35 protein-coding genes are annotated in these 26440 nt (G+C 45.4%); 2 read left to right on the top strand and 33 right to left on the bottom strand.

Translation table 11 applies throughout. From position 1 onward, the window contains the following. Nucleotides 1-25: 25 nt before the first annotated feature. Nucleotides 26-370: a hypothetical protein gene (locus tag HFE01_RS01690; RefSeq protein WP_167438783.1), complete on the bottom strand. Its 345-nt coding sequence runs from the start codon at nt 368-370 to the stop codon at nt 26-28. A gap of 298 nt (nt 371-668) precedes the next feature. Here HFE01_RS01690 and HFE01_RS01685 point away from each other — a divergent pair, with 298 nt between their 5' ends. Beyond that, a complete protein-coding gene (locus HFE01_RS01685) occupies nt 669-1364 on the top strand; it encodes a hypothetical protein (RefSeq protein WP_167438784.1) in 696 nt (231 codons plus the stop codon). 44 nt (nt 1365-1408) lie between these two features. On the opposite strand, the gene HFE01_RS01680 is transcribed toward HFE01_RS01685, so the two are convergent. The 30 genes from HFE01_RS01680 to HFE01_RS01535 all read right to left on the bottom strand — a co-directional run bounded on the left by HFE01_RS01680 (nt 1409) and on the right by HFE01_RS01535 (nt 24677). Beyond that, entirely contained in the window at nt 1409-1957 is a 549-nt protein-coding gene (locus HFE01_RS01680) for a phage holin, LLH family (protein ID WP_167438785.1), read from the bottom strand. Nucleotides 1958-1959: 2 nt separating this feature from the next. Then, the gene (locus HFE01_RS01675) at nt 1960-2910 is read right to left on the bottom strand and encodes a GH25 family lysozyme (protein ID WP_167442846.1); all 951 of its coding nucleotides are present in this window, start codon (nt 2908-2910) and stop codon (nt 1960-1962) included. A gap of 12 nt (nt 2911-2922) precedes the next feature. After that, the gene (locus HFE01_RS01670) at nt 2923-3390 is read right to left on the bottom strand and encodes a phage holin family protein (RefSeq protein ID WP_167438225.1); all 468 of its coding nucleotides are present in this window, start codon (nt 3388-3390) and stop codon (nt 2923-2925) included. Nucleotides 3391-3548: 158 nt separating this feature from the next. After that, complete coding sequence (locus HFE01_RS01665; RefSeq protein ID WP_142611826.1) at nt 3549-3755, bottom strand: hypothetical protein; 207 nt, start codon at nt 3753-3755, stop codon at nt 3549-3551. 16 nt (nt 3756-3771) lie between these two features. Next, on the bottom strand, nt 3772-4257 hold the full coding sequence (locus HFE01_RS01660) for a hypothetical protein (RefSeq protein ID WP_167438226.1): 486 nt from the start codon (nt 4255-4257) through the stop codon (nt 3772-3774). A 13-nt stretch (nt 4258-4270) separates the two neighbouring features. After that, a complete protein-coding gene (locus HFE01_RS01655; RefSeq protein WP_167438227.1) occupies nt 4271-6811 on the bottom strand; it encodes a hypothetical protein in 2541 nt (846 codons plus the stop codon). Nucleotides 6812-6824: 13 nt separating this feature from the next. Further along, nucleotides 6825-7466 carry a hypothetical protein gene (locus HFE01_RS01650; RefSeq protein ID WP_167438228.1) on the bottom strand — a complete coding sequence of 214 codons (642 nt, stop codon included), beginning with the start codon at nt 7464-7466 and terminating at the stop codon, nt 6825-6827. Next, nucleotides 7450-8637 carry a baseplate J/gp47 family protein gene (locus HFE01_RS01645; RefSeq protein ID WP_167438229.1) on the bottom strand — a complete coding sequence of 396 codons (1188 nt, stop codon included), beginning with the start codon at nt 8635-8637 and terminating at the stop codon, nt 7450-7452. The genes HFE01_RS01650 and HFE01_RS01645 overlap by 17 nt, the downstream gene beginning before the upstream one ends. After that, entirely contained in the window at nt 8627-8995 is a 369-nt protein-coding gene (locus tag HFE01_RS01640) for a DUF2634 domain-containing protein (protein ID WP_167438230.1), read from the bottom strand. The genes HFE01_RS01645 and HFE01_RS01640 overlap by 11 nt, the downstream gene beginning before the upstream one ends. An 11-nt stretch (nt 8996-9006) precedes the next feature. Next, nucleotides 9007-9405, bottom strand: coding sequence for a Gp138 family membrane-puncturing spike protein (locus tag HFE01_RS01635; RefSeq protein WP_167438231.1), 399 nt, complete (start codon nt 9403-9405; stop codon nt 9007-9009). Then, the gene (locus HFE01_RS01630) at nt 9402-10190 is read right to left on the bottom strand and encodes a phage protein (protein WP_167438232.1); all 789 of its coding nucleotides are present in this window, start codon (nt 10188-10190) and stop codon (nt 9402-9404) included. The genes HFE01_RS01635 and HFE01_RS01630 overlap by 4 nt, the downstream gene beginning before the upstream one ends. Beyond that, nucleotides 10183-10515, bottom strand: coding sequence for a phage baseplate plug family protein (locus tag HFE01_RS01625; protein ID WP_167438233.1), 333 nt, complete (start codon nt 10513-10515; stop codon nt 10183-10185). Before HFE01_RS01625 ends, HFE01_RS01630 begins: the two co-directional genes overlap by 8 nt. Nucleotides 10516-10527: 12 nt before the next feature. Continuing rightward, nucleotides 10528-11067 carry a phage baseplate protein gene (locus HFE01_RS01620; RefSeq protein WP_167438234.1) on the bottom strand — a complete coding sequence of 180 codons (540 nt, stop codon included), beginning with the start codon at nt 11065-11067 and terminating at the stop codon, nt 10528-10530. Next, nucleotides 11067-13646 (bottom strand): phage tail tape measure protein, encoded by a 2580-nt coding sequence (locus tag HFE01_RS01615; protein WP_167438235.1) that lies wholly within the window; start codon nt 13644-13646, stop codon nt 11067-11069. Before HFE01_RS01615 ends, HFE01_RS01620 begins: the two co-directional genes overlap by 1 nt. Before the next feature lie 40 nt (nt 13647-13686). Then, the gene (locus HFE01_RS01610) at nt 13687-13878 is read right to left on the bottom strand and encodes a hypothetical protein (protein WP_147288162.1); all 192 of its coding nucleotides are present in this window, start codon (nt 13876-13878) and stop codon (nt 13687-13689) included. Beyond that, nucleotides 13841-14152, bottom strand: coding sequence for a hypothetical protein (locus tag HFE01_RS01605; RefSeq protein ID WP_019686502.1), 312 nt, complete (start codon nt 14150-14152; stop codon nt 13841-13843). Before HFE01_RS01605 ends, HFE01_RS01610 begins: the two co-directional genes overlap by 38 nt. Before the next feature lie 33 nt (nt 14153-14185). Further along, nucleotides 14186-14584, bottom strand: a complete 399-nt coding sequence (locus HFE01_RS01600) for a phage structural protein (RefSeq protein WP_019686501.1) — start codon at nt 14582-14584, stop codon at nt 14186-14188. 14 nt (nt 14585-14598) lie between these two features. After that, on the bottom strand, nt 14599-15600 hold the full coding sequence (locus HFE01_RS01595) for a DUF3383 family protein (protein WP_167438236.1): 1002 nt from the start codon (nt 15598-15600) through the stop codon (nt 14599-14601). 5 nt (nt 15601-15605) lie between these two features. Next, nucleotides 15606-16082 (bottom strand): phage neck terminator protein, encoded by a 477-nt coding sequence (locus HFE01_RS01590; protein ID WP_167438237.1) that lies wholly within the window; start codon nt 16080-16082, stop codon nt 15606-15608. Next, nucleotides 16042-16416 carry a hypothetical protein gene (locus HFE01_RS01585; protein WP_167438238.1) on the bottom strand — a complete coding sequence of 125 codons (375 nt, stop codon included), beginning with the start codon at nt 16414-16416 and terminating at the stop codon, nt 16042-16044. The genes HFE01_RS01590 and HFE01_RS01585 overlap by 41 nt, the downstream gene beginning before the upstream one ends. Before the next feature lie 10 nt (nt 16417-16426). Continuing rightward, the gene (locus tag HFE01_RS01580) at nt 16427-16897 is read right to left on the bottom strand and encodes a phage virion morphogenesis protein (protein WP_167438239.1); all 471 of its coding nucleotides are present in this window, start codon (nt 16895-16897) and stop codon (nt 16427-16429) included. A gap of 9 nt (nt 16898-16906) precedes the next feature. After that, nucleotides 16907-17449, bottom strand: a complete 543-nt coding sequence (locus tag HFE01_RS01575) for a phage head-tail connector protein (RefSeq protein ID WP_167438240.1) — start codon at nt 17447-17449, stop codon at nt 16907-16909. Continuing rightward, nucleotides 17424-17756, bottom strand: a complete 333-nt coding sequence (locus HFE01_RS01570; RefSeq protein WP_167438241.1) for a hypothetical protein — start codon at nt 17754-17756, stop codon at nt 17424-17426. Before HFE01_RS01570 ends, HFE01_RS01575 begins: the two co-directional genes overlap by 26 nt. A 48-nt stretch (nt 17757-17804) precedes the next feature. Continuing rightward, the gene (locus tag HFE01_RS01565; RefSeq protein ID WP_167438242.1) at nt 17805-19211 is read right to left on the bottom strand and encodes a phage major capsid protein; all 1407 of its coding nucleotides are present in this window, start codon (nt 19209-19211) and stop codon (nt 17805-17807) included. Further along, entirely contained in the window at nt 19212-20063 is an 852-nt protein-coding gene (locus HFE01_RS01560) for a head maturation protease, ClpP-related (RefSeq protein ID WP_167438243.1), read from the bottom strand. Next, entirely contained in the window at nt 20060-21316 is a 1257-nt protein-coding gene (locus HFE01_RS01555; protein WP_167438244.1) for a phage portal protein, read from the bottom strand. The genes HFE01_RS01560 and HFE01_RS01555 overlap by 4 nt, the downstream gene beginning before the upstream one ends. Nucleotides 21317-21488: 172 nt before the next feature. After that, complete coding sequence (locus HFE01_RS01550; RefSeq protein ID WP_167438245.1) at nt 21489-23252, bottom strand: terminase large subunit; 1764 nt, start codon at nt 23250-23252, stop codon at nt 21489-21491. After that, nucleotides 23245-23868 (bottom strand): P27 family phage terminase small subunit, encoded by a 624-nt coding sequence (locus HFE01_RS01545; protein WP_090887593.1) that lies wholly within the window; start codon nt 23866-23868, stop codon nt 23245-23247. The genes HFE01_RS01550 and HFE01_RS01545 overlap by 8 nt, the downstream gene beginning before the upstream one ends. A 114-nt stretch (nt 23869-23982) precedes the next feature. Beyond that, nucleotides 23983-24249 carry a hypothetical protein gene (locus tag HFE01_RS01540; protein ID WP_167438246.1) on the bottom strand — a complete coding sequence of 89 codons (267 nt, stop codon included), beginning with the start codon at nt 24247-24249 and terminating at the stop codon, nt 23983-23985. Nucleotides 24250-24317: 68 nt separating this feature from the next. After that, a complete protein-coding gene (locus tag HFE01_RS01535; RefSeq protein ID WP_167438247.1) occupies nt 24318-24677 on the bottom strand; it encodes an HNH endonuclease in 360 nt (119 codons plus the stop codon). 103 nt (nt 24678-24780) lie between these two features. Between HFE01_RS01535 and HFE01_RS01530 the strand changes: the two genes are divergently transcribed. Beyond that, nucleotides 24781-24978 carry a hypothetical protein gene (locus HFE01_RS01530; protein ID WP_167438248.1) on the top strand — a complete coding sequence of 66 codons (198 nt, stop codon included), beginning with the start codon at nt 24781-24783 and terminating at the stop codon, nt 24976-24978. A 184-nt stretch (nt 24979-25162) separates the two neighbouring features. On the opposite strand, the gene HFE01_RS01525 is transcribed toward HFE01_RS01530, so the two are convergent. Both HFE01_RS01525 and HFE01_RS01520 read right to left on the bottom strand, forming a co-directional pair. Beyond that, on the bottom strand, nt 25163-26029 hold the full coding sequence (locus tag HFE01_RS01525) for a S1 family peptidase (protein WP_167438249.1): 867 nt from the start codon (nt 26027-26029) through the stop codon (nt 25163-25165). A gap of 149 nt (nt 26030-26178) precedes the next feature. Continuing rightward, entirely contained in the window at nt 26179-26430 is a 252-nt protein-coding gene (locus tag HFE01_RS01520; protein WP_167438250.1) for a hypothetical protein, read from the bottom strand. Nucleotides 26431-26440: the final 10 nt, after the last annotated feature.

The following is a 26440-nucleotide window of genomic DNA, read 5'->3' as shown; positions in this document are numbered from 1 at the left end:
AAAATAAGACTTATTAGATACAATATTAGTATTTAATTCTAATCGTTACTGTTTCCACTTCACCACCAAATCTATCAACAGTCGATATCTCACCAGCATATGCTCCATCTCCAACAGAAATATTTTCTGGGTCTGGATATATTTTAATAAGCCCTCTTGGGGATACTGTAAAATCATTTGATTTTCCACTCCCCATGTAGTACCAATAACCTGGACCATATCCTAATTGATAAGTCTCATTCGGATGAAGAGTAACTGTATACCTAAGCGGTTTTGCATCAGCAACTGATGCAAAAGAAGAGAAGCTTGATACAGCTAAACCAGTTGTTATAAGCACTCCTAAAAATAATGAAATAAACATTTTCTTCATAATAAGTCCCCTTTTCTCAGATATAGGCTTACTATAATTTACCACATATGAATTTGTCAAGAATTTTCTGGAAAATAAATTTAAGGCTTCATAAATAAAAGACACCTCACCAACTTGAGTCAGTAAAGTGCCCCTATGGGTTTGGATTGCACAACGGTGCTTCCGTATGTGTTGTTATCAGTATAATTCGTTTGGTTGGTTCTGTAAAGTTAGAAGGAAAAATCAGTGTTTCTGTCGAATTGCTTGTAAAATACATCTTAATTTAATTCATTTTTAATCCATGTGAGGGGCTCGGATAATGATTTTTTCAAATTTAGGAACGATAATTAAGGCCGTAAATTTTTTAGATACAAACATAAGTATGATTGAGAAAATGGAGAATAAATATAAACTAAAACGAAAACTAAGTAGTTGGACATTAATTCCCTTTTTTTTGCTATTGATAATTACAGCATCGTTTATGTTATCAAAATACGTAAATTCTTATTTAGCAACAACATTGGTATTTCTTATTCATGTCGCTATGATAATTTTTTATAAAAATAAGAATAAAAAAGAGGATAGAAATAACGAGGAGGATAAAGTAGTATTCAACAGACGATCCAACTTAATTGTTATAGTTTTATGGTTGATAATGATGTATTTTTATTTAATTAATCTTTCGCTGGAATTTTATCAAAACCCAAAATCTATTTTTTCTCATTCACTTTTGTTTATTCTTATGGTAATTTACATAGGATATGCTCTTTCATACTTGTTTATTTTTATGTTAAACAAAATACTAGAAGAAAAAATTAGGTCATTTTTTGAAAATGTATACTTAAACATTGAGATGATAAATGAGGAATTATTAAAAGTCAGATTAATTACCATTACGAAAAAAGGTGACTATATAGTAAGTATGGATGACCTTAATAATACTGAAATATTATTAAATCGTAGACATATAGTAAAAATAACTTACTTTATAGAAGAACGCCCTTCTACTAATTAGGGCGTTCTTCTTGCTCCTATTTGCTTACTGTTGCCGTATTAGTCTTATTCAGCAGCAGGCGCATGTACTGACTCTGGTGCCGGAACAGGCTCTGGTTCAGGGTGAACTAGAACACCTGGCGTTACCTCTGCCGTAGCCTGAACCAAGAAATCATTAAGCTTTGCAGCCAGACCCGATACAGCCTCCTTAGCTGCTACCTGTGCCTCCTCCTCATTTGGCTGTGCTTCAGTAGCGAGTACTGCTTTTGTTTTGGTCTTATACTCCAGATATGCCTTCTCAATCGCTGCTTGCAACTCCGTAGGCGATACCACAATCCCTTGTTCTGTCAGTCGCAAGGATGCATATTGTAAAGCCTCTTGCATCTTTCGAACCCCGCCAGCATCTTTAAACGTAGTCTGAGCTAGTGCGAATGCCTCCCCTGCTACTTTATGGATTACCTCACGTTGTGCTGCCGTTGTACGCGCCTCTAACCACACGTTAACCTTAGTCTTGAGTTTGTTCAGACCTCCTAAAACAAATGCTGTAAGCACACCCACAGCGGCTGTGACAATGGTATTTACATAAGGCTGTACAGTTTCGATAATTGTTTGCATGATTATTTATCCCCTTTCGTTTTCAACGATGCGATTTTGTTCTTTGAATCCCAGGACACTACTGCGCCGTAAGCCTCTGCAATAGGTTTGAGTTGTACGTATGCGGTACCCTGTACAAGTTGGACCATTTGCAGCTTGGCTCCGTTTAGATAAGCTTCCTTGTGGGCATTATCCCAGTGATATGACACCCCCATAGCATTAGCAAGCACCCTCAGCGGTACATATGTCCTGCCATCAAAGAGCAGCATCTTCCCTGTCTGTTTGCCATTTACGACTAATGAACCGAACGCGACTGTCTCCGGCTGCTCAGACCCTTTTGTGAACCGTTCGCGCAGTTCGTCCGCTGTACCATCATACTCATTCATATCCACGTTCCCTTTTATCCCTGCTACCTTGCCGCTGTCGCTGTATTGCCAAATATCCCAACGTTTCCACGTCACTGTATCGCTTGGGACGCGAGTATCACTATACCGGGCTATCCATAGTGGGTAACCGCCCAATGAGGCGTTAAAATTAGCTGCGAATGCATTGCCTGTATAGATAATGGGCTTGCGTCCTGTAAGTCTCTCCAGCTCAAGCAGGAAGGCCAAAGCTACAGCACTAATAAGTGTTTTAGACAAGTTCCCGGGATTGTTTTCATAGTCCATCACAGGAGGTAAGTCCAGTGATTTCCCACCCCCTACCTGTTCCAATACCTCTGCAAAATGCCGCGCTTCCGCTTTGGCTGCCTCAACGCTGATTGCGTCTACAAAGTGGTATGCTCCCAACAATACCCCGGCCGCTCTGGCTCCTTTTGCATTCGTGGTGAATGTAGGATCAACATAACGCTGCCCCTGGCTGGCCTTGATGAAGGCAAATGAAATACCGTCAGCCTTGACCGCCTTCCAATCAATCTTTCCTTGATAACGGGATACGTCGATCCCCTTTGCATTACCATTTTTCCTCGCTTGCATCTTGTTCTCCCCTTATACAGCAGGTTTCTGCTGGTCTTTGTCTTCCGGATTTGGCTCTGGCATATTTGGATTAGGTGGCACTTGTGAACGTGACTCAAAAATCTTGACCGCATTCCTGAGTACATCCGGCATCGGCACACCCATGCGCCCTACATTTTCAATAATGGATAGTAGTTCGTTGGCTAGGTAAAAAAAGATAACGGCGTTTTGAAAATAGTTGAGGTTGCCTAACGCTACATCAATAAAATGGGCCACTACAACAATGAGAAAGATGGCCACCTTTCGGGCAATTCCGTAATAACCCTTTCTACTTTTCAATTCCCCGTTAATCCATGCTGCCGCCCATCCACTCAACCAGTCAGCAATTACGAAAATAAAAAGCAAATGTGTCATGACGCTCCACTCTCCAAATAGGTAGCCAGCAACCGCCCCAAACCCCGCCGCCGCCCCTTTTATGATTTGTGTTAATCTGTCGTCCATCGTTCTCCCCCGTCTCTCTGTTCAGGAAAAGTTTCCTGACCTTTGTCAAAATCCGTGTAAATTATTCCGTTAAATATTCTCTTAATTATTCCGGTGCAGAGAAAAGCCCTCGACCACTCCGAGGGCACAAAAATAGCGCAACCCTTTGGGTGCGCTGGTTACACTTGTTCTTTCGGTTGCTCAGGTACTGGATCGGCTGCAAGGTCTGGACGCTTGGAATAAATCTCAGCCAACACTAAGTTACGATTTTCATCGTCCATTTGATAACTATCAACGACATTTTCAATTCCTCGTTCTCCACGCTCATACCGGGTAATACAAGCATTGGCGCAAATACGAACACGCGGCATAGACATAGCTGCCATATTCATTCACCTCCCCTCATTTACCTAGCATGATTTCCGTAAGCACTAATTCCAGATCGGACAGGCGTTGACGGAGCAAATCAGTTTCACTTTGTTCCGGCGTAGCTGGCTTTGTTAGCTCTGCTATTTGCTCCGGTGTAAGCCCCTCAATCCATAGCTTGTTTGGCTGCTTAGGAGCAACATATACAGGCTGTTCCCCTTCTGCCCTTCCCTTAGCCTGCCAGTCATCCAATGCTGATATATACGCTTCCTGTGCCTCGTATACGGCACTCTCGTAAGTCTTCCATGCAGCAAGATCAAACTTCGGCTTGTACAGACCCGGCGTTGTAATCGGTACACCCACCGTATAGCCTACAAGCTCCGGCTTTTTTGGTTCGGCACCCTCGTCCTGATCAGTGTTATCTGGCTGAGCATAAAAAGGGACGACACCGGAAAAGGCATCGTCCACTTCTACCACCTCTATGTAGAGGCCGTCTATATTTACTTTAGGAACTACTTTCATGGTGTTCCCTCCCTTATTGTTCTGCTAAAAACGGCGGTATCTGTAAAGACGCATACGTCCCATCCACGCCTGTTTCCATAATCACTGCACCATCTGCCCCGATTCTCATTGCCCCAAATTTATTCGTTGCGTTAATCGTAAACCTCAATGTTGCTTTAGGTCTATACCCTACAGGCAAGGTGAATACAGGAACATTGAGCGCTCCAAGTTTTATTGTACCCTTAATGTGAACATAACCCTGGGAATCCTTTAAAAACCCCGCCGTTTCATCGTTCACACCATAGTTAATCCAAGCATTAAGCAAAATAGGCGTAATCCATGCAGGATTATCTTTGTCAGCCTTCTTGTTCTCCACCACCGAAAGCCTCGCCGTGTTCTGCTGTACACTGTCCACCAAGTCTGCAAGCAGCGTTTTTTCATTAGCTGCATAGTTACCTGTAAATGGTACGACTGGCGAACGATCAAGCATAAGGTACGTAACACTGTAGGCTGCTGCTTGGTCATAGTTAGCGGCGGATGCCTCGGCTGTCACGCCGTTAGTGCTGCCACTCCCTACATAAAGCGCCCATCTTGGCGTATCAAGCCTTAACCCGTTGTATACTCCCAAAACCTTGCTGACAGAATACACAAGGTTAGTCCCAGCAACGTTGGAATTATTGATATAATAAAATCCATTAGTATGCAGTTTTGGCCTAGCTGGTTCTCGCAATACGATCCCCGTACCTACTTCAACCTGATTATCACCCTCAACAAAACTTAGTTGTCCCTCGGATACGATAGGCTCCACAGTAGGCGTTGCAAGCTGGTATACGAGTTGGTACGGTGTGTATCCTGCATATGCTTGTGTCGGTACGGATTGCGTGAAGTTAGGCGCGCCCACACGCTGAACCCAATATTTAGTGCCTGTACCATTCCACGTAGCTGTTGTCGCTGCCTGCGCTTGCGCTGGCGTTATGGTATTAGCATCATAGACTTTGTAGCCGTAGAAGTAGGCTTTGATGTCGTCTTGCGATGGTCCGTAGCTGTCTGCCCATCCACTGTCTGCAATCGGTATACCCAGGTAAATTTCTCCAGCTGCTGTGACAGCGTTTGAATCAGGTGTGTTGCCTGTACTTCCTTGCGGCAATATCTTACCATCGAACTTTGTACCAATGCCGCTACCCGCAACCGCTCCAGCCGATAGACCCGACACTTTAACCTGTCTATTCCCGTTAGTAGCGCCGCCCTCGCCTTGTACCCATGCTAAACTCCCGTCTAACGTAACCCCATGCCACTTCTTGGACTTAAAGTATTGTCCGTCACGCTCAAAAACTGTATCTGCATTAGCCCCTGTAACCGGATCGGCGTACAGGTCTGCTTGCAACGCTAACATTGAGTCTTCGCGCGGCTTAAAAGGCTTGGCTGTGCTGCCGATGTTAAGCATGGGGTTTGACATTGTAACGGCTGTCGATGACGTGCCTAGTAAACGGATATTAGCAGCTCGGCTCGTTGCCGTGAATGTGGCACTCAACAACCCTGAGCCTGACGCTTCAACAACAATAGCAGATTCTGGTTCATCCGTTACTGTAATTCTACCAGTCGCCCCGCCGGATTGAACTGATACAGTGTACTTTTGTCCAGGCACTAACGGCGATACGGTGTGTACTATTTTGTTATCAACCGTTACCGAAACACTTTTTTCATTCGCTATGGTTGGTGTTCCTTGTTTTGCCGACCACTCGTAAAAACTCGGCAAAAGATTCTCACCGTACCGAATAGCATATGGATTCCGTACAGGCATTACGCTGTCTACGTAAGGCCATTTAGCAGCTACCTGAGCGGGCGTAAGTGTTGCCGCTGCTGCATAGTCTGCGTCACTTATCTCGTAGACGCGGACAGAATCCATATTAAACGTGCTTCCGCTGTTGCCTGTGCCTGTAATAGTTAGGATGTGAAAATAATCCGTTGCCGCAAATCTCAAAACAGACGGTGCAAAAACAGAGGACGATGTAACCTCATTTCCAACTGCACCAGCAATACCGTTTATGGATATGGCTACTTTGCTGGTATTACCGTTTTTCACATCGGCAACAACAATATATTTTCGTCCTGGCATGGTTAAAAAGCTTGCTGAAGCTGTAGCAGGTACAGAACCAAGAGTAATTTTAAATGAGCTGGTCCCGCTGGTTTTATTGGCTGTATCAACTGCTATAGTCGTGTTAGAGGACCACAGCCCCACGCTTTCACAGTTTCCCATACGGCCCAGCAAGTTCACCAACATCCGCCCGGTTACGCCGGACAATGAAAACGGAGCTGCCTTCACAGCGTTAAGTATCTGTACACCTGCATTCAGCGTAACCGTTTTGGTATTTATTGTGTTAAAGCGCGATTCTATTTCTTCTTTATGGACTGCGTTTTCTTGTAGCTCTTTAAGAGCAAGATATGATGTGTTCAAATGCCAATTAAACCACTGTGCCGGAGGCTTAATACCTACTTGATATCCGGTTAATTTCTGTGAAGCGTTCGGCTCAAGACCAGTGGCAAACCATTCAGGCAATTTACTGGAAAATGACATGATTATCTCCTTTCTATATAGGCAAGTCTGTTGACGTTCCCGGTTCAAACACTGCACCCATTTTTCCGCCTATATTTGGGTCGTCCACGCTACCCCAGCCGCGTTCCGGGTCTACTTCCTCCGGTAAACCACCAAACTCAAATGACCCTGCCAATTCAATACTCTGGACGCTTACGCCAGCAGCAACCGTTTTTTGGATTATCTGTACGAATTGCGACAACTCTATGCCGGATTCATTAAGCTTCTCTAAAGGCAGACGCATGAGAGATAATGCCGCTGGTTCCGGGTCTAACGGATCACTAAATTTCTGTTGAATCTTAATTTCGCTGTAATCTGCGCCAACTGCAAGAGCAATAACCCGTATAATCGTGTTTACATCCCCTTTGGACAGGTTACGGGCTATCTTGCTCTTTATCATAATTCGGTAAATTTCATCAGAAGCAGCTCCGCGAAGTTGTCCCACATTTCCGCCGATAAGATCCAATGTAGTTCCCTTTGCAGTGTCGATATCTCGCCATTCTTCGATTGTTTTGAACGTAGTTTCTAAGTCGTTTATCGGGCCAGCTACAATTGTAAAAAGCTTTCCTATATTGCTGTTAGGATTTTTGGTAAACACATCCGTCAGCTTTTTAATAAGGTCAACCGGAGAAGTCATGATGTGTCACCTCGATCCACGCCGCAGACGTTTGAGCCACTTGTTGCACGTCCACATCCAAATTATGCGGTCCGTAGCTCACCCCATTTGTGGAAAGTTCTATAATGACATCTTCCACGCCTGCAATAGCATAAGCCGCAGATGCAAGGCGCATCATTACAACGTCCTCACCCATGGACAAGCCAGCGTACACCGTACCGTCCAAATCCGCGCCGCCGATGAACCGGACCAACTTGGATTTAACTTGATCGTCCCCGTCTGAAGGGTAGGCCGTACTTTTATAAACCTGAATTTTGATGTGTACTGGCACAACCTCAGCCCGGCTAAATTTAATCGGCTGAAGGTTACCACTCAAGTCTTTGACCTGCATAAATATGTCGCCGTGAGATTCGATACCAGCAGCTCCAACGGATAAAATCGCGTTGGCTATGTCGGCATCTGATCCACCAAGAGCGTATACCTGGTATGATTTCGCTGGACGGCCAGCAGCATCAGAAATGATTTTATTATTTATAATCACAGCCGCTGCACGTACTCCAGTTACACGCAACACCGCCCCGCGTATCGCATCGCCTGTTGCACTTCCCCCACCAGCTACGGATAAGCTGAATTTGTCCCTAAATTCCGGGTCTGTTTCTTTGTCCCTGCCGCCAAGGATCGCTGTTGTATTATTTACTGCTGTCACTTCTGGTACTGGATTAACGATGATTGTAACCGTGCCTTCCGGCACATTACCAGACAGCCCTGCCTCCATCGCTTCTACGGGAACCGTCATACTACCGGAAGCTGGGAAAGTGGCATCGGATGTGGTTTCATACTGTATATCTGTATCTGTTGACACTAAAAAACCCGCCGACACTGTGTAACCGGGGGTGCCTGTAAGGATTACGTTGCCTGTTGCATATTGCGAAAGAGCACGTGATACACCGACATGAGGACCGAGACGGTCTAAACTGCTTCCCTCTGCGGTGTTTACGTAGGCACTATAATATACCTTTTCAGCAAGCCCCCAAACCGTGGCAAGAAACCACGCAAAAATCCGCAAGATAATACCCAGCGGAGAGAGGGCGGATGTATTGATTTTGTCCCCATACACCTCTTTGGCCTTGTCTTCCATCTCGTCTATCAAATCGTCGAATCTCTTGCGCTTGAACCCTTTTTCATCCAGCATTAATACTCACCCCTTCCTGCTGGATTATCTCGCCATTGGTTCCGGTTGCCTTGAACGTAACTGTTAGCAGCCGGGCCGCACGGTCAACGGAAAATGTAACATCGTCCACGCTCTCTATTCGTTCCTCTTGGAGTAACGCGCGGGTAAGCTCATTCCGCATTTCTTCCTCGCTGGCGAGCTTCCCGAGAAACAAACGAAAAGCAAGACCGATATCAGGATTCAGAAACCATTCCCCCGCGTTGGTCCCAATAGCAATTCGACAACACTGTGCTAGTTCTTCGTCACCTTCGATCATGACCAGGTTCCCACTTGAATCAAATTCAAGGTCACCATCTGTAGTAAGTCTGAAAGACTGCAAACCGTCACCCCCTAACTAAAAGAAGCCGGGAAGATCCCGACTATAACCGCGTCATTACTATCATGTTGCCTTGCCGTATCAGGCGCAGCCACCGCACCAGCAAGCCCGTTCCGTATTTCCCTGTCTGCAACGACCACATAAACCACGTCACCCTGCTTATAAACGGGTAGGTATTCTTGTTCACTACCTCCATCCTTCGGCTTTAGGCGAAAGCCCAGCCCTGGAGCCGCTTGAATCATGGCTGGCTGATCGTTGCCCGTGCGGATAAGTGGCTGCACGCTGGCGACCATTTTCACAGGATCGAATTTTACGACCTTGCACGGGAAGGCCACATTAAAATCTGTATACAGCTTCGACAAAAATCCATCCAACAAGGCAGACATAGCGGCGGCAGGATCGACCTTACTCATAAAATCGCCTCCACTTCCGTTGTAAAGTCTCCCGTTCGGGTAAACGTATGGGAACCACTGCGGACATGGGCTTTCCCAGTAAAACGGGAATAGGACAGGTTAAGTACACTTGCGGTGGTTACTCGGTGCTGAAGTTGCATCTTTATGTTAAAGCCCTTGGCCCCATCCTTCTCAAATCGCCCAGGCGTTCCAATTAACCCGGTTTTGGTATTAACAGCAAAAACATTGTCGCCACCACTCCGCAAATTCCGCACATACAATTTATTTTTATTTATATAAACGCTGGTCCCGCAGTCTTTGGCGACCTTGGCTATAATGTCCGTTACCTTGCCTTTGGCTGTATACCCATCCTGGTACCTATAATCTTGATTGAGGCTGAATTGAGCAATGGGTAAGCCGATATAGCTTGCCATCTGTTTAATAATCTTGCTTGCGAGTGTATTTTCCGCAAAAGCAATTTCTTTAACCTCACGTTTGTCCAGGTCTTCGCTATCCAGAACGTGGATAGTTGTGATTTTGTCCACGCCCTCCCAAACGGTATCTACGTTGGATATGTAGCCGTGGAGCAGCAGACCCACATCACCCTTATACCCAGCATTCAGCATTAGCGCCTTGCCGCGTTTGATATTGTTTATAGTTGTCTCCGCTAGATTCCAAATTTTAATTTCTGATTCGTTGGGAAGAGTATCATTGTCAAACGGAACCTTGCCCTCGATGTTGTACTTATCGCTGGAAAACTTCATACCAGCGGTCAAGACCTCTATCACACGTCCAAAATTACGCATCGTCCTCATCCTCTTCCTCTATAACATAAAGAAACACGCTCACACCGAGCGTGTCCCATGTTACGGCTGTACTGTTTTCGGATTCGTCGTAAGGCACGACAGGAACCTTGGGGAACCTATCATCCTGGACATCGTAGAACAGCGGTATGCCGTATACGATCTTTTCCCCGTAAACTAGCACTTCCCCATCCAATTCTAAATCAATGGTGAAATAGTCGTTTTCAGCATTATAGTGAACCTCGAAGGTGTACATTTGTTCAGCCAGTTCAATATCGAAACGATAAGGAATGTTTTCCTTTTCAATTTCTATATATTCATAGTCCATCCGTATTCACTCCTAAGCCCACGGGCTACCCTTCTTGAATTTAACCTTTTGGACTTTTTCCTTCTCCTTTTTTCCCTCGCCCTTACTCTTTTTACCTTTCTTGGTCTTGTCCTTTTTGCCTGATTTCTTCTTGTCCTTCTTCTGCTTCACGCCACTATTAACGATCTTAGCGGCCTGAGATTTAACAGGAAGTGGCAGTTTGCCCACGTATGAAGATTGAGCGACAATAACCTCAGTAAGAGTAAATGAAACGGCGTAACCGTCTGCGTTTGTATAATCGTGGTCAGTCGCTAGGCCGGATATAATCCCGGTGAAAGCTGTCCGACCAACATATTTTACAATCTGTCCGGTGTCACTTGCTTTTTTAAGATACGTAAGCACACGCGCCGCATCCGGCCCGGATATAACCCCACTAAGGGGCATTGTCCGGGCTTTGCGCTGCACATGGTCAACCATATCTATTCCTTTTTCCACGGGCTGGCTTGTTATGTCTACATCGAACGTGGGGCTTTCCTTTTCTATCCATACATAGTGGCTGTCGATCATTGCCATTATATGTTCACCTCCGGTGAAACAAATCCCTCACGCCGGAATGTTTCTTCTAAGATCTTTTGAACTTGGCGGCGTACCTCGGCAGCTACATCCCCAGCAACCGTAGCGCTTGAAGCATCTGCCCGAAGGTCGATATTTACACTAATGTTCATCGCCCCGCCTGCGCTGCCTCCTCCACCAACACGAGCCGGGGCTAATTTGCGGGCTGGTGCAGTTATCGGGCTATTTGTGGATGGTACAATCTCGTCCGTCACGCCGGTTGCAGCAGCCGCCACGCGATCCTGTGTCCCTTCAATACCTTGGGCAAGACCTTCACCCGTGAAGAAACCGACTTCCATCATTACGCGAGAAGGTGAGTGAATACCTAAGATATCTTTGATTTTTTGCGTAATACTGGAACCAATATCTTTAACCTTTTGAACCACAGAGTCAGCCATTGAGCTAATACCGTTTATCATACCTTCGATTATGTTTCTGCCGATATCAAAGAGGTTGATCCCCTTTAAATATCCTGTTATCTGATTCCAGATACTCGTGATTTTGTTCCAGATATTTGTAACAGTTGCTGAAATGGTAGAAAGAATATTATTCCATACGCTTGACAGGAAAGACTTCACACCATTGAATACATTGGACGTGGTGGTCTTTACGTTGTTCCATGCCCCTGTTATCCGGCTCCAAATTGACGATACAGCCCCGCTAATACTTCCGGTTATTCCAGCCCAGACAGATACAAGCCACGCCCACACAGCCATAAAAACAGCCACAGTAAACGCCTTTATCTGGCTCCAGTAAGTTATCACCAACCCAGTTACCAGTACCAATGGACCAGCAACAACCATTAGCAGTTTTGGCCCCCACTGTACGATGAAATTCACAACAGAATTGAACAAGTTAGTAATCCAGTTCCATACCGCTGTTAACTTGGAAACCGTAGCATTCTTGATCTTGTCCCATGTCTGAGGAATGGTAACCGTAATAAAATTCATTACGGCCGAAAACCCGACTTTGATAGCCGCCCACACTCCATTTACAAAATTGCGGAATGTTTCAGACTTTTTATAAGCTACTACCAACGCCACTCCTAATGCCACCAATGCGATAACAATCAGCATAACCGGGTTAAGACTCATAACCACGTTAAATGCAGTCTGAACAGCCGTCCACACCCTGGTCAAGGAAGTTATCGCTGTTACAGATGCATTATAAGCAACAATCGCTGCCGTTTGTATCTTCTGCCACGTAGCCCATGCCTTCATAGCAATAGTAATCGTAGTGACTACTGTCCGATATGTGACTAGCGCCGCGACAATACCTATAAGCGTAGGTTTAAACCCACTCCATCCGACCATTGCTGATCCTACATTTTTGATTGTATTACCAACATTTTGTAGAGTAGGCCATAACTCTTGTGCCTTGACTGTAATCCAATTTATCCCGGCCGCTACCTTATCGCCTATCGCTGCCCCGAAAGCCTTTATTTGTGGCGTGTTGTCCGTTAGCCATTGTCCAAACTTATTTAAGTAAGGCAACAGCTTTTGCCCAACAGGTATTAATATTCCGGTTTCAATCTGCCTGCCAAACATCCCAAACGCTTCGGCTGGGTCTTTAAATCGAACCTTGTTTAATTCCTCCATAGTGTCAGCAGCAGAATTGAATTGTGATTTAGTCGTACCCATTGCGGTAATCGTCTTTGCTTCAAGGTCCTCGAATTGGCTCCCCATCAAAGCAACTCCGACAGTATTACGCTGTACAGGGTCCTCTATGTCGCCAATCATCCGCATTATCTGCTGAAAACTATTTTTAGCTTCTGGACCGCCGGCAGCAAATGTATGCATCATCTTATCTGCATTTAGTCCCAACATTTCAAAGGCCTGTATACTCGTCTTGCTACCGTCTTTAGAACGGATGTTAAATTCCTTTACGGCATCCCCAACCTTATCAAGGTTGAATGCCCCGTTCTGACTACCAGCAGCCAAAGTATCAAACATTTCTGTCGCACTGAATCCTAAGCTTTTGAATTGGTTAGAATACTCATTCGCCGTATCTAGTAACTCCCCCGACTTGTCCAACCCTTTTTGCGCTCCTTGCGCCAACAGTGTCATAGCCTGATCGGAAGTAATACCAAATTGCCGCATCATGGTATCAGTGGTTTTAACTGACTCACCTACTTCAAAACCAAAGGCTTTTCCAAGCAACATAGCGTTCTTGGTGGTGTTTTCCAGTGCGGCTCCAGTCTGTCCGGTTATTTGTGCCGTAGTAGATATTTGTTGTCCAAGGTCCTGCCAATTTTCGCCAAAGTTTTGGCTGTATAGGTTTTGGGCTATATCCTTTGTCGCCTGCATCTGCTGATCCGTCTGACCTGTCGCCATTTGAACTTGGGACATACTCTTTTCAAAGTCGCTGGCCGCTTTTATAGATGCAACAGCAAAAGCACCCATTGCAGCAGCAGCCGCAGCACCAAAAGCGAATACGCCACCACGTAAACTGTTAAGTTGGTCCTCAGCCCGGCGCAAAGGACCCTCAGCGACCTTAAACCCTACGGCAAACATTAAGTTACCTATTACGCCTCCGGCCATACAATCACCTCACAACAAAAAGAGCGCCCTTTATAGGCGCTCACTTAGGTTTATTTGCAGCACGTTCCTGCTGTTTTATATGGATATCTAAAGCGGCGTTTGCTTCTGCTAGATCATCGTCATCCATCAAGAAAAGATCCCCGTAGGTGACACCCATATCCGATAACAAAAGCCGCCATTGATTCCAACGTTCATTAGCCCTCCGATTCGCTTCCTGCTTGCTTATCGTCATTTTTTTCACCCTTGTCTTGGCCTGTGATAAATGCATAAGCTGCATTAATTACTTCGCTATATTCGTCATATTCCTCGAAGTCGTCAATTTTAAGCTTTGGACTTACAATTACATGCTTGAGCATTTCTTCCGATAGTCGTTCTTCCTGCAAAACGCCAAATTTATTTTTGGACGCATCATTAATTTTAGAAACTGCACGGACACCTGGATGCTGGAACAGATATTCCTTTCCTTCAATATTGGAAGTGTATTGTTTTTGTTTGAAATTCGCCATGATTTATCGTCTCCTTAAATTTATGTTGTTTGATTACAGAATTTCATGGTTAGTCAATTGGATTTCATACTCTCTATCGTCTGCCTCATTGCCATATTTACGGGCAGCAGGCTTTTTGACCACCCCAGCCGTACTGGTGATAGTCTCTTTTGGTGTGCCGTTGTAAATTACACTGACATCCACGACCTGACCAGTAACGGCCAGTTTGTCCATGTATGCCACTTGCGGACTTGTTGCAAGCAATGTGATTTTGAGTGTGGCGAGCGGGTTATTCACCTTGGTTACGAGTACATCACCCTGCGCCCCGACTTTGAAAGTATTAGAATCTTCGTCTTTTTCCCACTCTACCAAGTCCTCGCTAAACCCCGTAAGAAAAACCCCTCCAATTGATACGGAGAGGTCCATAGGATCATATGTGGTTGTAGTAGCCAATTAAATCAACTCCTTTACAGCTTGATCAAGCCAGTTATTTTGGTTTGGTGAATCGCTCCGGCCAGTTCAAAATGAAACTTACCGCCGTTATACACCCGTTGTTCACGGTCTGCCGGATCGGTCTGCGACCGAGTCTGAAATGTAGTTCCATAAAGCGGAAGATTATCATCGTCATGCGCGATCATCCCCTGTTTATCTGCCCTCATAAGGTTGGTTTTTACCACTGCCTCTATTTGAGAGATACCGCCGTTATCGTAAGAGACTTTATCAGTTCGATAAAACAATTTTTGGACACCCAGCTCAATATTCAGGGTGAGCCAATCTTTGGACTGTACAATGTCGATGTACTCCCCGCTGACTGTTTTACCCTCAGACGTTTGATCGTCGCCTGCCTTGGTTACATAGGTATTTGCCCCAAGAGCGTGTATAGCTTCGCGTTCCGTCCGTGTGATATCCATAGCTGCAATTCCTTTAAGCCCTTTGAATTTCCATGTTGCGCTTCCCGCTTCTTTTGAACCAACTGCACCGACCCAAGCAGCATCAGGGAAATTTGTTATATCCTCATGATACATAACTGCTGTCCGAGAATACTTTTTTGCTTTAATGGCTGCTAAGTCTGTTTTACTACTGGAAGCAGTAAAAAATATCCGTGAATTGTCCAAATCCACTGCATCAGCAATTGCCGTAACATCTGCCAATGTACGGTTGGTAGAAAGGAGATAATACCAATCCTTCGTGAAAATCTTTGGTAGAAAATCAGCAATAGGATCACCCGTTTTGTACTGCATTACTGCAATTGACTCAGGAGAATTATCTTCCTGGTTAAAAAGAGCGTAAGCAGCTTTATAAATTGGTGTCGTATTTGCAAAATCCTCCAAAATAGCGTTCAAATCGTAATAAATTTTAAAGTCTGTTGCCGCAGCAGCAGCCCCGATAACAAGCGGCCTGCCCAAACCTGTTTTCGGCGTAGGACGTTGTATATCAATGGTTACATCAACATCTCCATTTACTGCCAAAATAATTACCCCCTTTGAATATTAGCTTTTTCAATCCATTGCAAATCCTGATCGGCAACGGCGGTGGTGCTAAAATCTACATCAAACCCGTAGCGTCGTTCCCACTCGTCTGCAATGAGAATGTCCCGGTTGTCCACGCTGCCGATATTGAAAACAACCACGTCCAAATCCTTGAGAACATCCCGGCCAATGGTTTTAAGCCAGTCCTGCGTTCTAAGCGCGTTTGTAATGCTGTCCGCGCTATCCGAAGCATAGGACAAAAAAGAGACGGTAAATTCCACCGTCTCCCGCTGCACTAATTTTCCGTTTTCCTGTGTTACTACCGGGAAGCCCCGCCCCTCTGCCGGGCCTTCTGTGAATGAGTAGGTCAGGAACGCACCTTTCGGCATGTCACCCCCGCCGTTCAGCTCCACCACCTTGATACCTAAATGGGTCGATAGATTACGGACTATCGCTGACCGGATCGCCTTGAACGGAATCATTTCTGATCACCTTTTTCAACATATATTTATTAATATCGCTGTACTTTCGGACCTCAGCGGTATCCACTGTGTAATGTTTGCCCTGGTACTCTATCCGGTCGCCCGTAGAGTGCATAGAAGCCGTGTACAGCGTCCTATCTTCCTCGGTATAGTTACCGCCTTCCTCTTGCTGAAGCTTGGCGGAGACAGGCTGAAAATGCCCCTGTAACGAAACACGTTCTTCCTTTGCAGGAACCCAAACGCCGTCCTCATCCCAATAGCCCGAAGCAGACCGTACAAATACGTAAGGCACGTTATATTTACGCATGATCCCCCCGAAAGCAAACTTACGCATAACCAACCTCCTACTTGTCCACTATCATATGAGTAATGCTGTCCCGTAAGTCCGCATCTGCAATGAGGATTTTTTTCCCTTTTTTTCGACGTGCATACAACGGGGAAAGCGGCGGCTGCTTGATCCGATTAAAATTAGCAAGCGTCTTCGTTTCCCCTATTACTCCGATTTCCTCCAAGAAGGCCATAACATCCATGTTCCCCATGGCAACAGGGGTTATGTTTGTTCGCACCCATTTGGAAATACCAGCAGCCGATTTTTTCTTTCCTGTCCCGATAAATGAACGAGCTGGTATTTTCATTTTGGCAGATCCATATTCATGAACACCCGCAATCATCGCCAGATCCGCATCACCTTGCATACCTATATGAACCTCTTTTTTGGCAAGCTTGTTTAAGTTGGCCATGATTGCCGGAAGGAAACTCGTTTCATCCAGTTCCACGTTAGCACGGCGAGTGCGTGTCCGTCTTGCGCCAGCCATACAATCACCTCACAACTGAATAAGGGCCTTGACTGCACCCGGCAGGCTTCGGCCCTCATCTTTGTATGTTACGGATATGTCGCCTACCCTTTCACTGGTTACGCCCTGTTCACGCATTAACGTTTGGGCAAGCAATACGCAAGCCCATTCATATTTACACGGTAATGTAGGCGCAGGCGCGTCCTCTGCATCGCTCGGGAGAATGTAACCAGCCAGATATTCCACCTCGATTAAACGCGCCCCAAACGGCCAACCAGACCGCCGAAACAGCATCCCGTTTTCGGACTCAATAGTGAATGATTCTCCCAACTTATCCACACCATCAACATGTAGCAGAGAAACGGAGTGGATAGGGAAGTTTCTGAGTCGAAGGAACTTAGTTCCAGGACCGTCTAGCGTCTGCCGATATGTCTTGTATTCGAAGCTTCGATTACATTCCCGTTCAATCCATTCCGAAGCTGCTCCTAAAGCGGTGAGAAGTGTAAAATCTTGTGACGTATCATCCAAGGGAATGGACAGATAACTTTTAGCCCTCTGTAGGGTTGTCAGCATTCGTATCACCACCAGCGTCCGGTACATCAGGTACATTAGGTGCATCGGATGTGACAGGTACATCTGGGGTATCCGTCTTAGTTGTTTTAGGTTTAGTTTGCTTTTTATCCGCATCAGGCGCAGGATTCGTTGGGTCAGTTCCAAGTGGTGCCCCTGTATCGTCGTCTGCAATTACTCCGGCCGCTTGCAAACGGCGTGCACGTTGTTCCGTGGCTGCAAAGTAGGAGCCGGGCAACACGACATCACCCGTTTCCTTATCCGTAAAAGTGGATGTTACTAGATATTGTAGTTTATCTCCCTTAGGCATTGGGTTTCCTCCTTAGAAGACCCGGCGTGATCCGGGTCTATTGTTTTTTTAGGCTGTTGGTACGTCTAACAGCACATAAGGACTAACTTTTGTTACTCCATCCTCCAACGTGAGCGGGGAAATTACCCACGGCTTGCCATCCACATTCCAAAATGCCTTGATTACCGTTTTGTTACTGCGGAACAAGACATGTTCAGACGCATCAATGAAAGGGCCGCTACCGTCTTTAATGAGGTAGTAGTAGAAATCCACCAATTGCAGGTCGCCTTTTGTGCCGAGCGCTCTCGTGCGACCTGTAAAGCGAATTGGGATACCAGCAAGTGTGGACGGAATACCTTTAGTTGCGTCGCCTTGAATAAAGATGTATCGCCCAGCAGGATCTTGCATGGTCATCAGCTGTGGTAATGTAGACTGGTGAGCAACGAATACCGCGCTACCAACCGATTCCGGCAGAAGATTCGCAAGCATATTTACCACATCAATATAGCTTATTTGGTTTGCTGCTTTACGTTTAACTGTTAATGCACCCGTTGCATTCAGCACCCCGAGCGGTTTACCTGTGCCATTACCAGTCAGGAATGCCACATCTTCCGCAGCCAGCATTGCGCGAGACAACAAATTACGGATAAAAGTGTCTGCGGCTTTCCAATTGCGAAGCAACTTGTCCGTTACAACAGTAGTAGCCGCTACTTCATGCGGCTCAAGGGAAACTTCACTCATTTTCCCTCCTGTTTCTGGTTTTTCGGCGCCCTCTTCGATCCAGTCCACTTCAACCCCGGCATACACTCCGTTTGTGCCTTGATCTAAGGCAGGGATTGTAATTTTGGAATCTGGTGGGTCTCCAGCAGGAATTACTGTGGCGCGTGGGCGTACAATAGCCGCTTGTGGGTTCAATTGTAGGATGTTATCAGGCATAAACTGCGTTGGCAAGAATTGTCCAGCCCCTGCACCGCCCCCAATAGTCCATTCATTCCGGAACCCAAGCAATTGGGAAGCAAAAGCATCTGGAACCTGGCGACCACCGCCTTGTCCCGGATTGGATGCTAAAGCAAACTGGCGGCCTTTTTCATCCCCAAAACGCATGGCATGAATAAACTCACCAAGTCCTTTAAAACCAGCGTCGTCCTTCTTCTCTTCTTGAGTAGGGTTACCACCAAGAACTGAAGCGGATGGACGATATGGTTTTGTTGCTTCATCCAACTGTTTTTCACGGGAAGCGACGGCCTCTTCGCGGACAATTTGCTTGTCCAATGCCACAATTTTGGCTTCGAACGAGTTGAATTCTTTATCTTCATCCTCAGTAAAATCACGTTTTTCCTTTTTCGCCGAGTCCAATAGAGCCCGTTGGCGCGTTATCAAATCAGCTCGGTCTTGCAACATCTCCTGCATAGTAGGAGTTCCAGTTTCCGCAAACAGCTGAAGGTTCATAGGGTGCTTGATAGTTTTATTTTTCATTTATAATTTCCTCCTAGATTCGTTGTATAGGGTTATTCGTTCGTATAATGCCATCGGCGAAGTTGTTGCATTGCTCACGTCTTCTGGATCAGTATTGGGTAACTCTTTTTTCTGTTCTGGTTCCTGCGGAATAACTTTTTCGCTGGTATACTCAGCCTCTGTCTCCACAATCATGGGAGCATTCTTGAAACGATCCAAATTCATGGTTTGTCCATTAATCATCAAGGCCCCATTGCGAACAGCCGCAGCTATTTGCTTGGAATTTTCAATCTGATCTGCAAACCCTAATTCAATCGCCCTTTCTGCGGATAGCCATGTCTCCGCTTCAAGCAAAGTTATTAACTCCTCGCGCTCCATTCCTGATTTATCCTGGTATGCAGCTATCATGCTTTCACGTGCAGCATCCAAATCGTCTGCCAACTTTCGAAAATCTGTTGCATTCCCCATCGCAACTGTCCACGGACTGTGAATCATAATCATGGAATTTCGAGGCATAAACACCGTATCTCCGGCCATCGCAATAACAGAGGCGATACTTGCAGCAATTCCGTCGATGTAAACATTCACATGGGCCTTGTGACGCTTCAACATACTATGGATAGCTTGACCAGCAAAAACGTCGCCACCATCGCTGTTGATATAAACGTTGAGTTTGGATATATCGCCCAAACTGTCCAATTCATCCTTAAAGGTTTGAGGTGTAACTTCATCCCCCCACCATGTCTGCGCCTCAATAATTCCGTAAAGCATCAACTCACCTACACCTTGGTCGGCAGCACGAAAAGACCAAAACTTTTTACGCTCTTTGGCGTTCTTTTTGGCCTCTGCTCTAAAGTATTTGATTTTTGTCATTTTGTCGTATCACCTCCTTCCGGTGCAGCTTGTGTTGTTTGTCCGTTTACAGCCCTAGAAATAGGAATCATGTTTCCATTCACTAGGTATTCTTTACCGCTACCATCTGGAGCCGGGTTGCGATCTTCGATAATGTTCCAGTCATCCCCGTTAATAATGCCGTTTTGCCGTTGTATAGCAAGTCCTTCCTGGCGACTCTTGTAGTCACCGCGCAGAAGCGCATCAACGTTAAATTTAACGTAGTAACCAGCTGCACGCTCAGCCGGAGTGAACAACTTCCAATTAGCTGCCGCTTCAATCCTTGTTAAATACGGCATGAGCGTATGCATAACAAACTCAATTCCTTGATGCTCAATATTATTGTTAGTGCTGCGCTCCAAGTTGGCAATCATATGGGGTGGCACCCTGAACAAACCACATATCTCATCACGGTTAAGTTTGCGAGTTTCGATAAATTGGGCATCCACAAAGGGCATTGGTATCCGGCTGTACTTCATCCCTTCTTCCAAAATAAGAGGTTTCCACGAATTGCCCAGCCCAACACCTTTTTCATTGATCCATTCTTGCAACCGATCAAATGCCACATCACTCAAGCCACCTGGATGCTCAAGCACACCACCTACATTCATTCCGTTTTTGTAAAAGTGTGAAGTGAATTGTGCAGATGCCATCCCCAAACCAACTGCTTCAGCAGCCATTCGGATAGGGGAATAACCAACAATACCGTCACCTCCGAACCCGGGGATGTGCAACATTTTTTCCGCTGGCAGGATTTCTTGCTTTCCTCGATCACTGATACGATATTCTATTTTTCCGCTCTCTGTATTACGGTAAGGGTGGACTGTCGTCCAATCCAGAGGGTAAATGTCAAATACCTGTCCACGCCTATTGTGTGTCAGCACTGAATAGCAATTACCGGACGTTGAAAGGTGTCCCACCATAGCTTCACGCCAACTTTGAGACGTCATTTCCGTGTTTGGCAGGTCATGAAGAAGCCCATACACTGGATGATCGGTTGCCTTTTCCTTTCTTCCATCCGATTGTTGCTTATAAACGAACAAAGGCAGGGCTCCTACAGCTTCTGATAGGACCCGAACACAGCTAAATACCGTGATAAAGCGCATTGCTGAGTCCTCATTTACCTGATTGCCAGACGATGTACGACCACCATACAGCCGTTTTCGGATGTCATTCGTGAAATCATTCATCGAATATTCCGACTTTTGAGCCGCTATATTAGTCAAAATCCCCAATTAAATTAGCCTCCTTTCTGCCGTTTTGACGGAAATCCAAGCCACATCAACAGCAGTCCCCCTATAATCAGCGATGCCGGAGGGTAGATAAGCCATATTCCGGTGCAAAACGTCAAAAAACCCGCCGATAGTAACATCTCGCGGATTGTATCTTCCTTGATTTTTAATTTTTTCACAGTGAACGTGGTCCCCTCTCTTCGTAGACTGATTTTCTTGGCTTGACCGCCAAGGACAGAGTTAGTTTGTGACTGTCTATGACAGCGTCCACGGGGTCGATACGTTTTGTTTTGGCGTTAGGGTCCTTGTCTATCTTTATTTCCCCAAAACTGTTACTGGTGGTCTTAGCGTTCGCCATAGACCATGTTAGCAACTTATTGCGACGATCATAAATGACATTGCCCGCCTCAACCTCCAGCCTAAAATCAACCGTTGCGTCATTTAGGCTCTTGGCACTTTGAACTATCTCAACCAGGTCGACGCCAAATTCTTCAAGGTCAGACAAAAAGGCATCCGCATTATGAGGGTCATAAGCGATGCCTTTTAATTTGAAGTTATGTTTTTTGATTAGGTCGCGGTAATAAGCAAGGATATACTTATAATCTGTCTTCACGCCGCCCATTGTCTCTGTAGGAGTAAGTAACCCCTCCATGATCCACATGTCATATGGCGCATGGTCAGACTGCACATGCTCATGTACCCGCGCCGCTGGTATCCAGCTATGAGAATGGATGTAGTATTTGCGTTGACCATCCACATCCAAAGGGAATTCTAGGCTTCCGCTTGTCAAGTCTCCCCCGGAAGAAAGATCAAGCCCTAAGTAACATTCCTTGCCTTCCATATCTTCGATAGTTGTGTCAGATTCGCAGGCTTGCCAATGCTCCATGTTCATATACTGTGTATCGGAGAACTGAACCCAACGATTTAAGGACTTGGTAAGGAAGTTTCGCAGCTCTTCCCCCTGCTGAACCTTAGCCTTTATCGCTTCCGACCTTAAACTATCCAAGGTTTCAGGAGTCCATAACGGGTTAGCTTTCGGCCAGTTGGCTTCATCCCATACATCGTCGTCTTTGTCCAACTCGCAGATGAAAACGAACTGAGTTTCGTCGGCATGTGCGCCAGATAGAATTAACTTGCAATATTTGTACAACTCATAGCACGGACCGTTGATATTAAAGCCTGCGGTTGTAATAACGGAAATAAGGCATTGCTTTAATTTTTTGGTTCCATCAGCAAGCAGCTTGTACATTTGATTGTCTTTGTGTAAATGATATTCGTCGACGCTCGCAAAATATGGACGGAATCCATCTATCGTTTTCGTATCTCGACCAAGCGCCCTGATTTCACCCTTGGTCAGAGAACAAAGGATAGTGCTCTTATAGTCTTTAACGTCAAATAGCCCCGACTCATAATCTGAACCACCAAGCTCTGGGTCTGCATCAATGAATTTGATACATTCCTTTAGGACAATTCTTGCCTGAGCTTCTTTTGTAGCGGTGCAGTATACTTGGGGATAATTATAGCCGTCAAAGTTTCCATAAAAGAGGGCTGGGACCGCGTTGCCCAAAGATTTACCGTTTTGCCGGGCCACCTGAACATATGAGGTGCGGAATCGACGGTAACCATCCAACGTAACCCAGCCATTCCAACTCCCAAACATAAAGTCTTGAAAGCCCCATAGTTCAAGCGGCAAAGGTTCCTCGCCTTCTGCCAGCGTGAGGGATTCGGCAAACTCTATAATCTCATGGGCCTTATCTGGATCGAACACGTAAGGAAAATCTTCCGTACCCTGTCGATCCAAGTCTCGAAGGTGGCGCTCACACGCCTGTCGCTGTGCCTGACCAGCGATAATCCTGCCGGACACCACTTCCAGTGCATAGGCGGTTACCCGGTCCGTCTCTCCGACAGTGTTGTAAGGATAAATCTGCGGGTTAGCCACTTCGGTTTCCCCCGAACTTTCCGAACTTGCTCGAGGTCTTCTCCGGTTCCTTCGGCTTCGGAACATTCTTCACTTTGGACAAAGGGTTTAAGAACAAACGGTCCTGCATTTTGAGAAGCATGTCCATCTTCTTGTTGATTGCCGTTTCGATTTTTAATACACCTTCTAAGGAAGCGAGTTGGGAAAGGTACTTTTGTGCCCTCAAACCATACTCATTCAGATCCTCTCCCGTTTCCTCAGCTTTGCGTGTTAATTCATCAAAATATTCATCAAATACGTAATCTTCAATAGAAATTCGCTCGATTTTCTGATACTGTTTCAGCAGCTTTTCATACTCCGAATACGTCCGGCAGTACATACCCAACAGCCCTATATCAGAGCTTGAAAGCAAATTAACACCTTCAGCAGCAGCGGCTTTATAATCTTTCATGCACTGTTTCCAGTGAGCGAAAGCCACTGTATCATCCTTTACAAACACAGGCGGTTTCAGCTTTTCCAGCTCAGTTTTTCCGAGCTTAACCTCACCTTCTTTACGCGCCTGAATCTGTGCTTTGGTTAATCGGTTCGGATTGCCTCCCGCGATGTGAAGGTCAATCGGTTTTGCATTTCTCCCCATCCGGGTGCACCTCCAGATCCCGAAAAATTTATAAAACGAGTTTTTACGCGAAAAAAGTCCGGCGCGGTCTATTTCAAAAAAAGTTTTTAGAAATTTGACCCCCCTTCCCCTTTTCTAAGAAATAATCTTAAATTTATTCTTTTCAAAAAATTCATTCAGTACCTGCCTAACCTTCTCTTGCACGTCCTGCGTTGTACACGTCTGGTCAAGGTCTATCTCCACTCGCATGTAGTGTCTACCGTGTAGCTGTGCATTCACTGACACATCCTTGGTGGCTGCCGCTAACCGCTTCGCTTCCTCGTACTCATCACTCAGTCGGTCATACTCTACTAATTCCTGCGGTGTACCTTCCAACTCATAGATTCCCATTCTAATGATCATGTGTTATCCCTCCACTCTATTTAAGAGAACAACAGCCATACAGACAGCCTATGAACTCTCCCATCTTCTTAGCGATTCCCAAAGCCTCCATCCTCCTTAGCTGTCTTGGTATCGTGACATTGCTTACACAGTGGTTGCCAGTTATCTCTATCCCAAAACAGTTGCTTGTCTCCCCTATGCGGTACGATATGATCGACTACTGTTGCAGCAGCCAAGTACCCACGTTGGAAGCAAGACGTACATAACGGGTGCTTACGTAGATATCCTTCACGCGCCTTCCGCCATTTGCTATCATAACCGCGCTCTGCTGCTGTACCTCTCTCCTGGTCATAGCTGCGTACTTGGTCTTGGTGAGCCTCACAGTATCGCTCATTGCCCATAACCAATTCCTTGCATCCCTGCTTGTTGCAGAATCGCTTTAACGACATACCAGTATTGCTCCTCCTTGTTATCACCCTTACTAGACTTTTCCTTTTTGTGTATGATAGTAATTGTCTAAAATTTCAAACTCATAGAAAGGAGGGTTATACAATGTCCAATCTAAAAGCTTCTGATTTTCAAGAGATAGAGCACGCTGCTGTTGAGCGTTATCTAGAAATGTCTGATGAAAATTTGTCTAATGAGGAAACATCTAAAGTGGTAAAACATATAGCTATGATTTCAGCGCAAGTAGCCACTTTTGCTATCCAAGAATATCACCGCAAGCTACAGCAGAAGAGTGAACAATGACGTTTCCGATTTACCTATATTCTAGAATAACAAATAGACCCGTGTATCCTACTTAGCTGTCGCCTCTCAGCTATTTTCAGATGTATATTACGGGTCTATATTTTCCACAATCAACAGTATTCTAGTTCTGCTCTGTGCACAAAAAAACAACGCAAGCAAAAGTGCGTTGTTTGTGATAGTCATTTTATTTTTCGCCTTGATTCTTAATTATCTCAGAAAGTATTGGTTCAAAATCAATTAACTTTTTAGCCTTAATTATTATGCCAAGATTATTAGGTATGCTGGAGACCGATATTGCTTGTTGTCTAGTCGGAACATCGACGATCCTAACTTCTCCGGTTGTCGTATACTGAGGCCCACCATATAGGATTCCCAACAATGCTACTCTATTACCAAGGATTACATCACCAGATTTATTTGCATAACTCCCCTGATTCAATAACAATACCGGGGACCCACTTGATCCCGGGAAACATGCAGCATCTATCAAAAACTCTTCTTTACCATTATAGTCATATCCAGGATGGGTGGCCGTTATTCCTCTTCTGATTATCGGATGATTATTCACCTTGTCCCATATTCCATTTGGATAACCTACCATAACAATATCTTCAATGGCGGTAAGATCGCTTAATTGTTCATCTGAGTATACCAATTTTTCGTCTAGCATAACAAAAGCCAATTTTAAGCCTCTCGCTTCTGCTTCTCGTATAATAGGAACAAAAGGCATTATACACAAGTCCACATCAGGGTCAGGATGTTTAATCCACATGCTCTCAAAGTTATCGAAAGAGAATACTTCTTGATCATTACCGGAAAGTCTCCCTTCTTCAGAGGCTAAATTAATAACAAATCTTCCCCTAGAACCTCCCTCAACCACGTGTTTGTTGGTAACTATTACCGAAACATGCGACTCCCCGTTATCTAACATACGATAATAGAAGCCTGTGCCTGTGCTTACATTTCCGTATACGTCCATACTCTCAATTCTAACTGTGCTATACATCAATTGCTCTGATATAGATAATCCAGAAGAAGAGGAAGAAGTCATTCATATCACCCTTTTATATGTTTTGTTTAAAATATATCACGAAACTGCAGGGTTATATGAATTTTTTTCCTCTGTTAAGACACACAGCGGAATCGAACCGCTATAATCCTGTATGTGTCATATCCCCGGACTAAGCCGGGAAAAAGGTGTTACTTGAGCTGCTCTGCCAGTTGCTTAATTTCAGCAGGCGTAGCTACTCGTTCGCCGTCTTTACGGTTACCACGGATGTATGCTGCGTCTTCTTGGCTGTAATAAACAACGCCTTCGCCGTCTACGACCGGATAGCCGCTTTCGTCTGCTTGCAGCTCAGTAGCAACATGTTTGCCGTGCTGTTTGGCATGCTCTTCATCGTGTAGATGCAGGATGCCGTATTGATCGAGATACGCATAATTCTGTGCCATCGTTTGTTTC

Origin of the sequence: Paenibacillus sp. EKM10P (genome assembly GCF_011800655.1) — a bacterium.
GTDB lineage: Bacteria > Bacillota > Bacilli > Paenibacillales > Paenibacillaceae > Paenibacillus > Paenibacillus polymyxa.
Note: the sequence above shows the minus strand (reverse complement) of the source record. Positions and strands in the feature narration are given on the sequence as shown.

Excerpts from the sequence above, each read along its gene's own strand:
- HFE01_RS01690 (WP_167438783.1), bottom strand. The coding sequence starts at position 370 with ATGAAGAAAATGTTTATTTCATTATTTTTAGGAGTGCTTATAACAACT.
- HFE01_RS01685 (WP_167438784.1), top strand. The coding sequence starts at position 669 with ATGATTTTTTCAAATTTAGGAACGATAATTAAGGCCGTAAATTTTTTA.
- HFE01_RS01680 (WP_167438785.1), bottom strand. The coding sequence starts at position 1,957 with ATGCAAACAATTATCGAAACTGTACAGCCTTATGTAAATACCATTGTC.
- HFE01_RS01675 (WP_167442846.1), bottom strand. The coding sequence starts at position 2,910 with ATGCAAGCGAGGAAAAATGGTAATGCAAAGGGGATCGACGTATCCCGT.
- HFE01_RS01670 (WP_167438225.1), bottom strand. The coding sequence starts at position 3,390 with ATGGACGACAGATTAACACAAATCATAAAAGGGGCGGCGGCGGGGTTT.
- HFE01_RS01665 (WP_142611826.1), bottom strand. The coding sequence starts at position 3,755 with ATGGCAGCTATGTCTATGCCGCGTGTTCGTATTTGCGCCAATGCTTGT.
- HFE01_RS01660 (WP_167438226.1), bottom strand. The coding sequence starts at position 4,257 with ATGAAAGTAGTTCCTAAAGTAAATATAGACGGCCTCTACATAGAGGTG.
- HFE01_RS01655 (WP_167438227.1), bottom strand. The coding sequence starts at position 6,811 with ATGTCATTTTCCAGTAAATTGCCTGAATGGTTTGCCACTGGTCTTGAG.
- HFE01_RS01650 (WP_167438228.1), bottom strand. The coding sequence starts at position 7,466 with ATGACTTCTCCGGTTGACCTTATTAAAAAGCTGACGGATGTGTTTACC.
- HFE01_RS01645 (WP_167438229.1), bottom strand. The coding sequence starts at position 8,637 with ATGCTGGATGAAAAAGGGTTCAAGCGCAAGAGATTCGACGATTTGATA.
- HFE01_RS01635 (WP_167438231.1), bottom strand. The coding sequence starts at position 9,405 with ATGAGTAAGGTCGATCCTGCCGCCGCTATGTCTGCCTTGTTGGATGGA.
- HFE01_RS01630 (WP_167438232.1), bottom strand. The coding sequence starts at position 10,190 with ATGCGTAATTTTGGACGTGTGATAGAGGTCTTGACCGCTGGTATGAAG.
- HFE01_RS01625 (WP_167438233.1), bottom strand. The coding sequence starts at position 10,515 with ATGGACTATGAATATATAGAAATTGAAAAGGAAAACATTCCTTATCGT.
- HFE01_RS01620 (WP_167438234.1), bottom strand. The coding sequence starts at position 11,067 with ATGGCAATGATCGACAGCCACTATGTATGGATAGAAAAGGAAAGCCCC.
- HFE01_RS01615 (WP_167438235.1), bottom strand. The coding sequence starts at position 13,646 with ATGGCCGGAGGCGTAATAGGTAACTTAATGTTTGCCGTAGGGTTTAAG.
- HFE01_RS01610 (WP_147288162.1), bottom strand. The coding sequence starts at position 13,878 with ATGACGATAAGCAAGCAGGAAGCGAATCGGAGGGCTAATGAACGTTGG.
- HFE01_RS01605 (WP_019686502.1), bottom strand. The coding sequence starts at position 14,152 with ATGGCGAATTTCAAACAAAAACAATACACTTCCAATATTGAAGGAAAG.
- HFE01_RS01590 (WP_167438237.1), bottom strand. The coding sequence starts at position 16,082 with ATGATTCCGTTCAAGGCGATCCGGTCAGCGATAGTCCGTAATCTATCG.
- HFE01_RS01585 (WP_167438238.1), bottom strand. The coding sequence starts at position 16,416 with ATGCGTAAGTTTGCTTTCGGGGGGATCATGCGTAAATATAACGTGCCT.
- HFE01_RS01580 (WP_167438239.1), bottom strand. The coding sequence starts at position 16,897 with ATGGCTGGCGCAAGACGGACACGCACTCGCCGTGCTAACGTGGAACTG.
- HFE01_RS01575 (WP_167438240.1), bottom strand. The coding sequence starts at position 17,449 with ATGCTGACAACCCTACAGAGGGCTAAAAGTTATCTGTCCATTCCCTTG.
- HFE01_RS01570 (WP_167438241.1), bottom strand. The coding sequence starts at position 17,756 with ATGCCTAAGGGAGATAAACTACAATATCTAGTAACATCCACTTTTACG.
- HFE01_RS01565 (WP_167438242.1), bottom strand. The coding sequence starts at position 19,211 with ATGAAAAATAAAACTATCAAGCACCCTATGAACCTTCAGCTGTTTGCG.
- HFE01_RS01560 (WP_167438243.1), bottom strand. The coding sequence starts at position 20,063 with ATGACAAAAATCAAATACTTTAGAGCAGAGGCCAAAAAGAACGCCAAA.
- HFE01_RS01545 (WP_090887593.1), bottom strand. The coding sequence starts at position 23,868 with ATGGGGAGAAATGCAAAACCGATTGACCTTCACATCGCGGGAGGCAAT.
- HFE01_RS01540 (WP_167438246.1), bottom strand. The coding sequence starts at position 24,249 with ATGATCATTAGAATGGGAATCTATGAGTTGGAAGGTACACCGCAGGAA.
- HFE01_RS01535 (WP_167438247.1), bottom strand. The coding sequence starts at position 24,677 with ATGTCGTTAAAGCGATTCTGCAACAAGCAGGGATGCAAGGAATTGGTT.
- HFE01_RS01530 (WP_167438248.1), top strand. The coding sequence starts at position 24,781 with ATGTCCAATCTAAAAGCTTCTGATTTTCAAGAGATAGAGCACGCTGCT.
- HFE01_RS01525 (WP_167438249.1), bottom strand. The coding sequence starts at position 26,029 with ATGACTTCTTCCTCTTCTTCTGGATTATCTATATCAGAGCAATTGATG.
- HFE01_RS01520 (WP_167438250.1), bottom strand. The coding sequence starts at position 26,430 with ATGGCACAGAATTATGCGTATCTCGATCAATACGGCATCCTGCATCTA.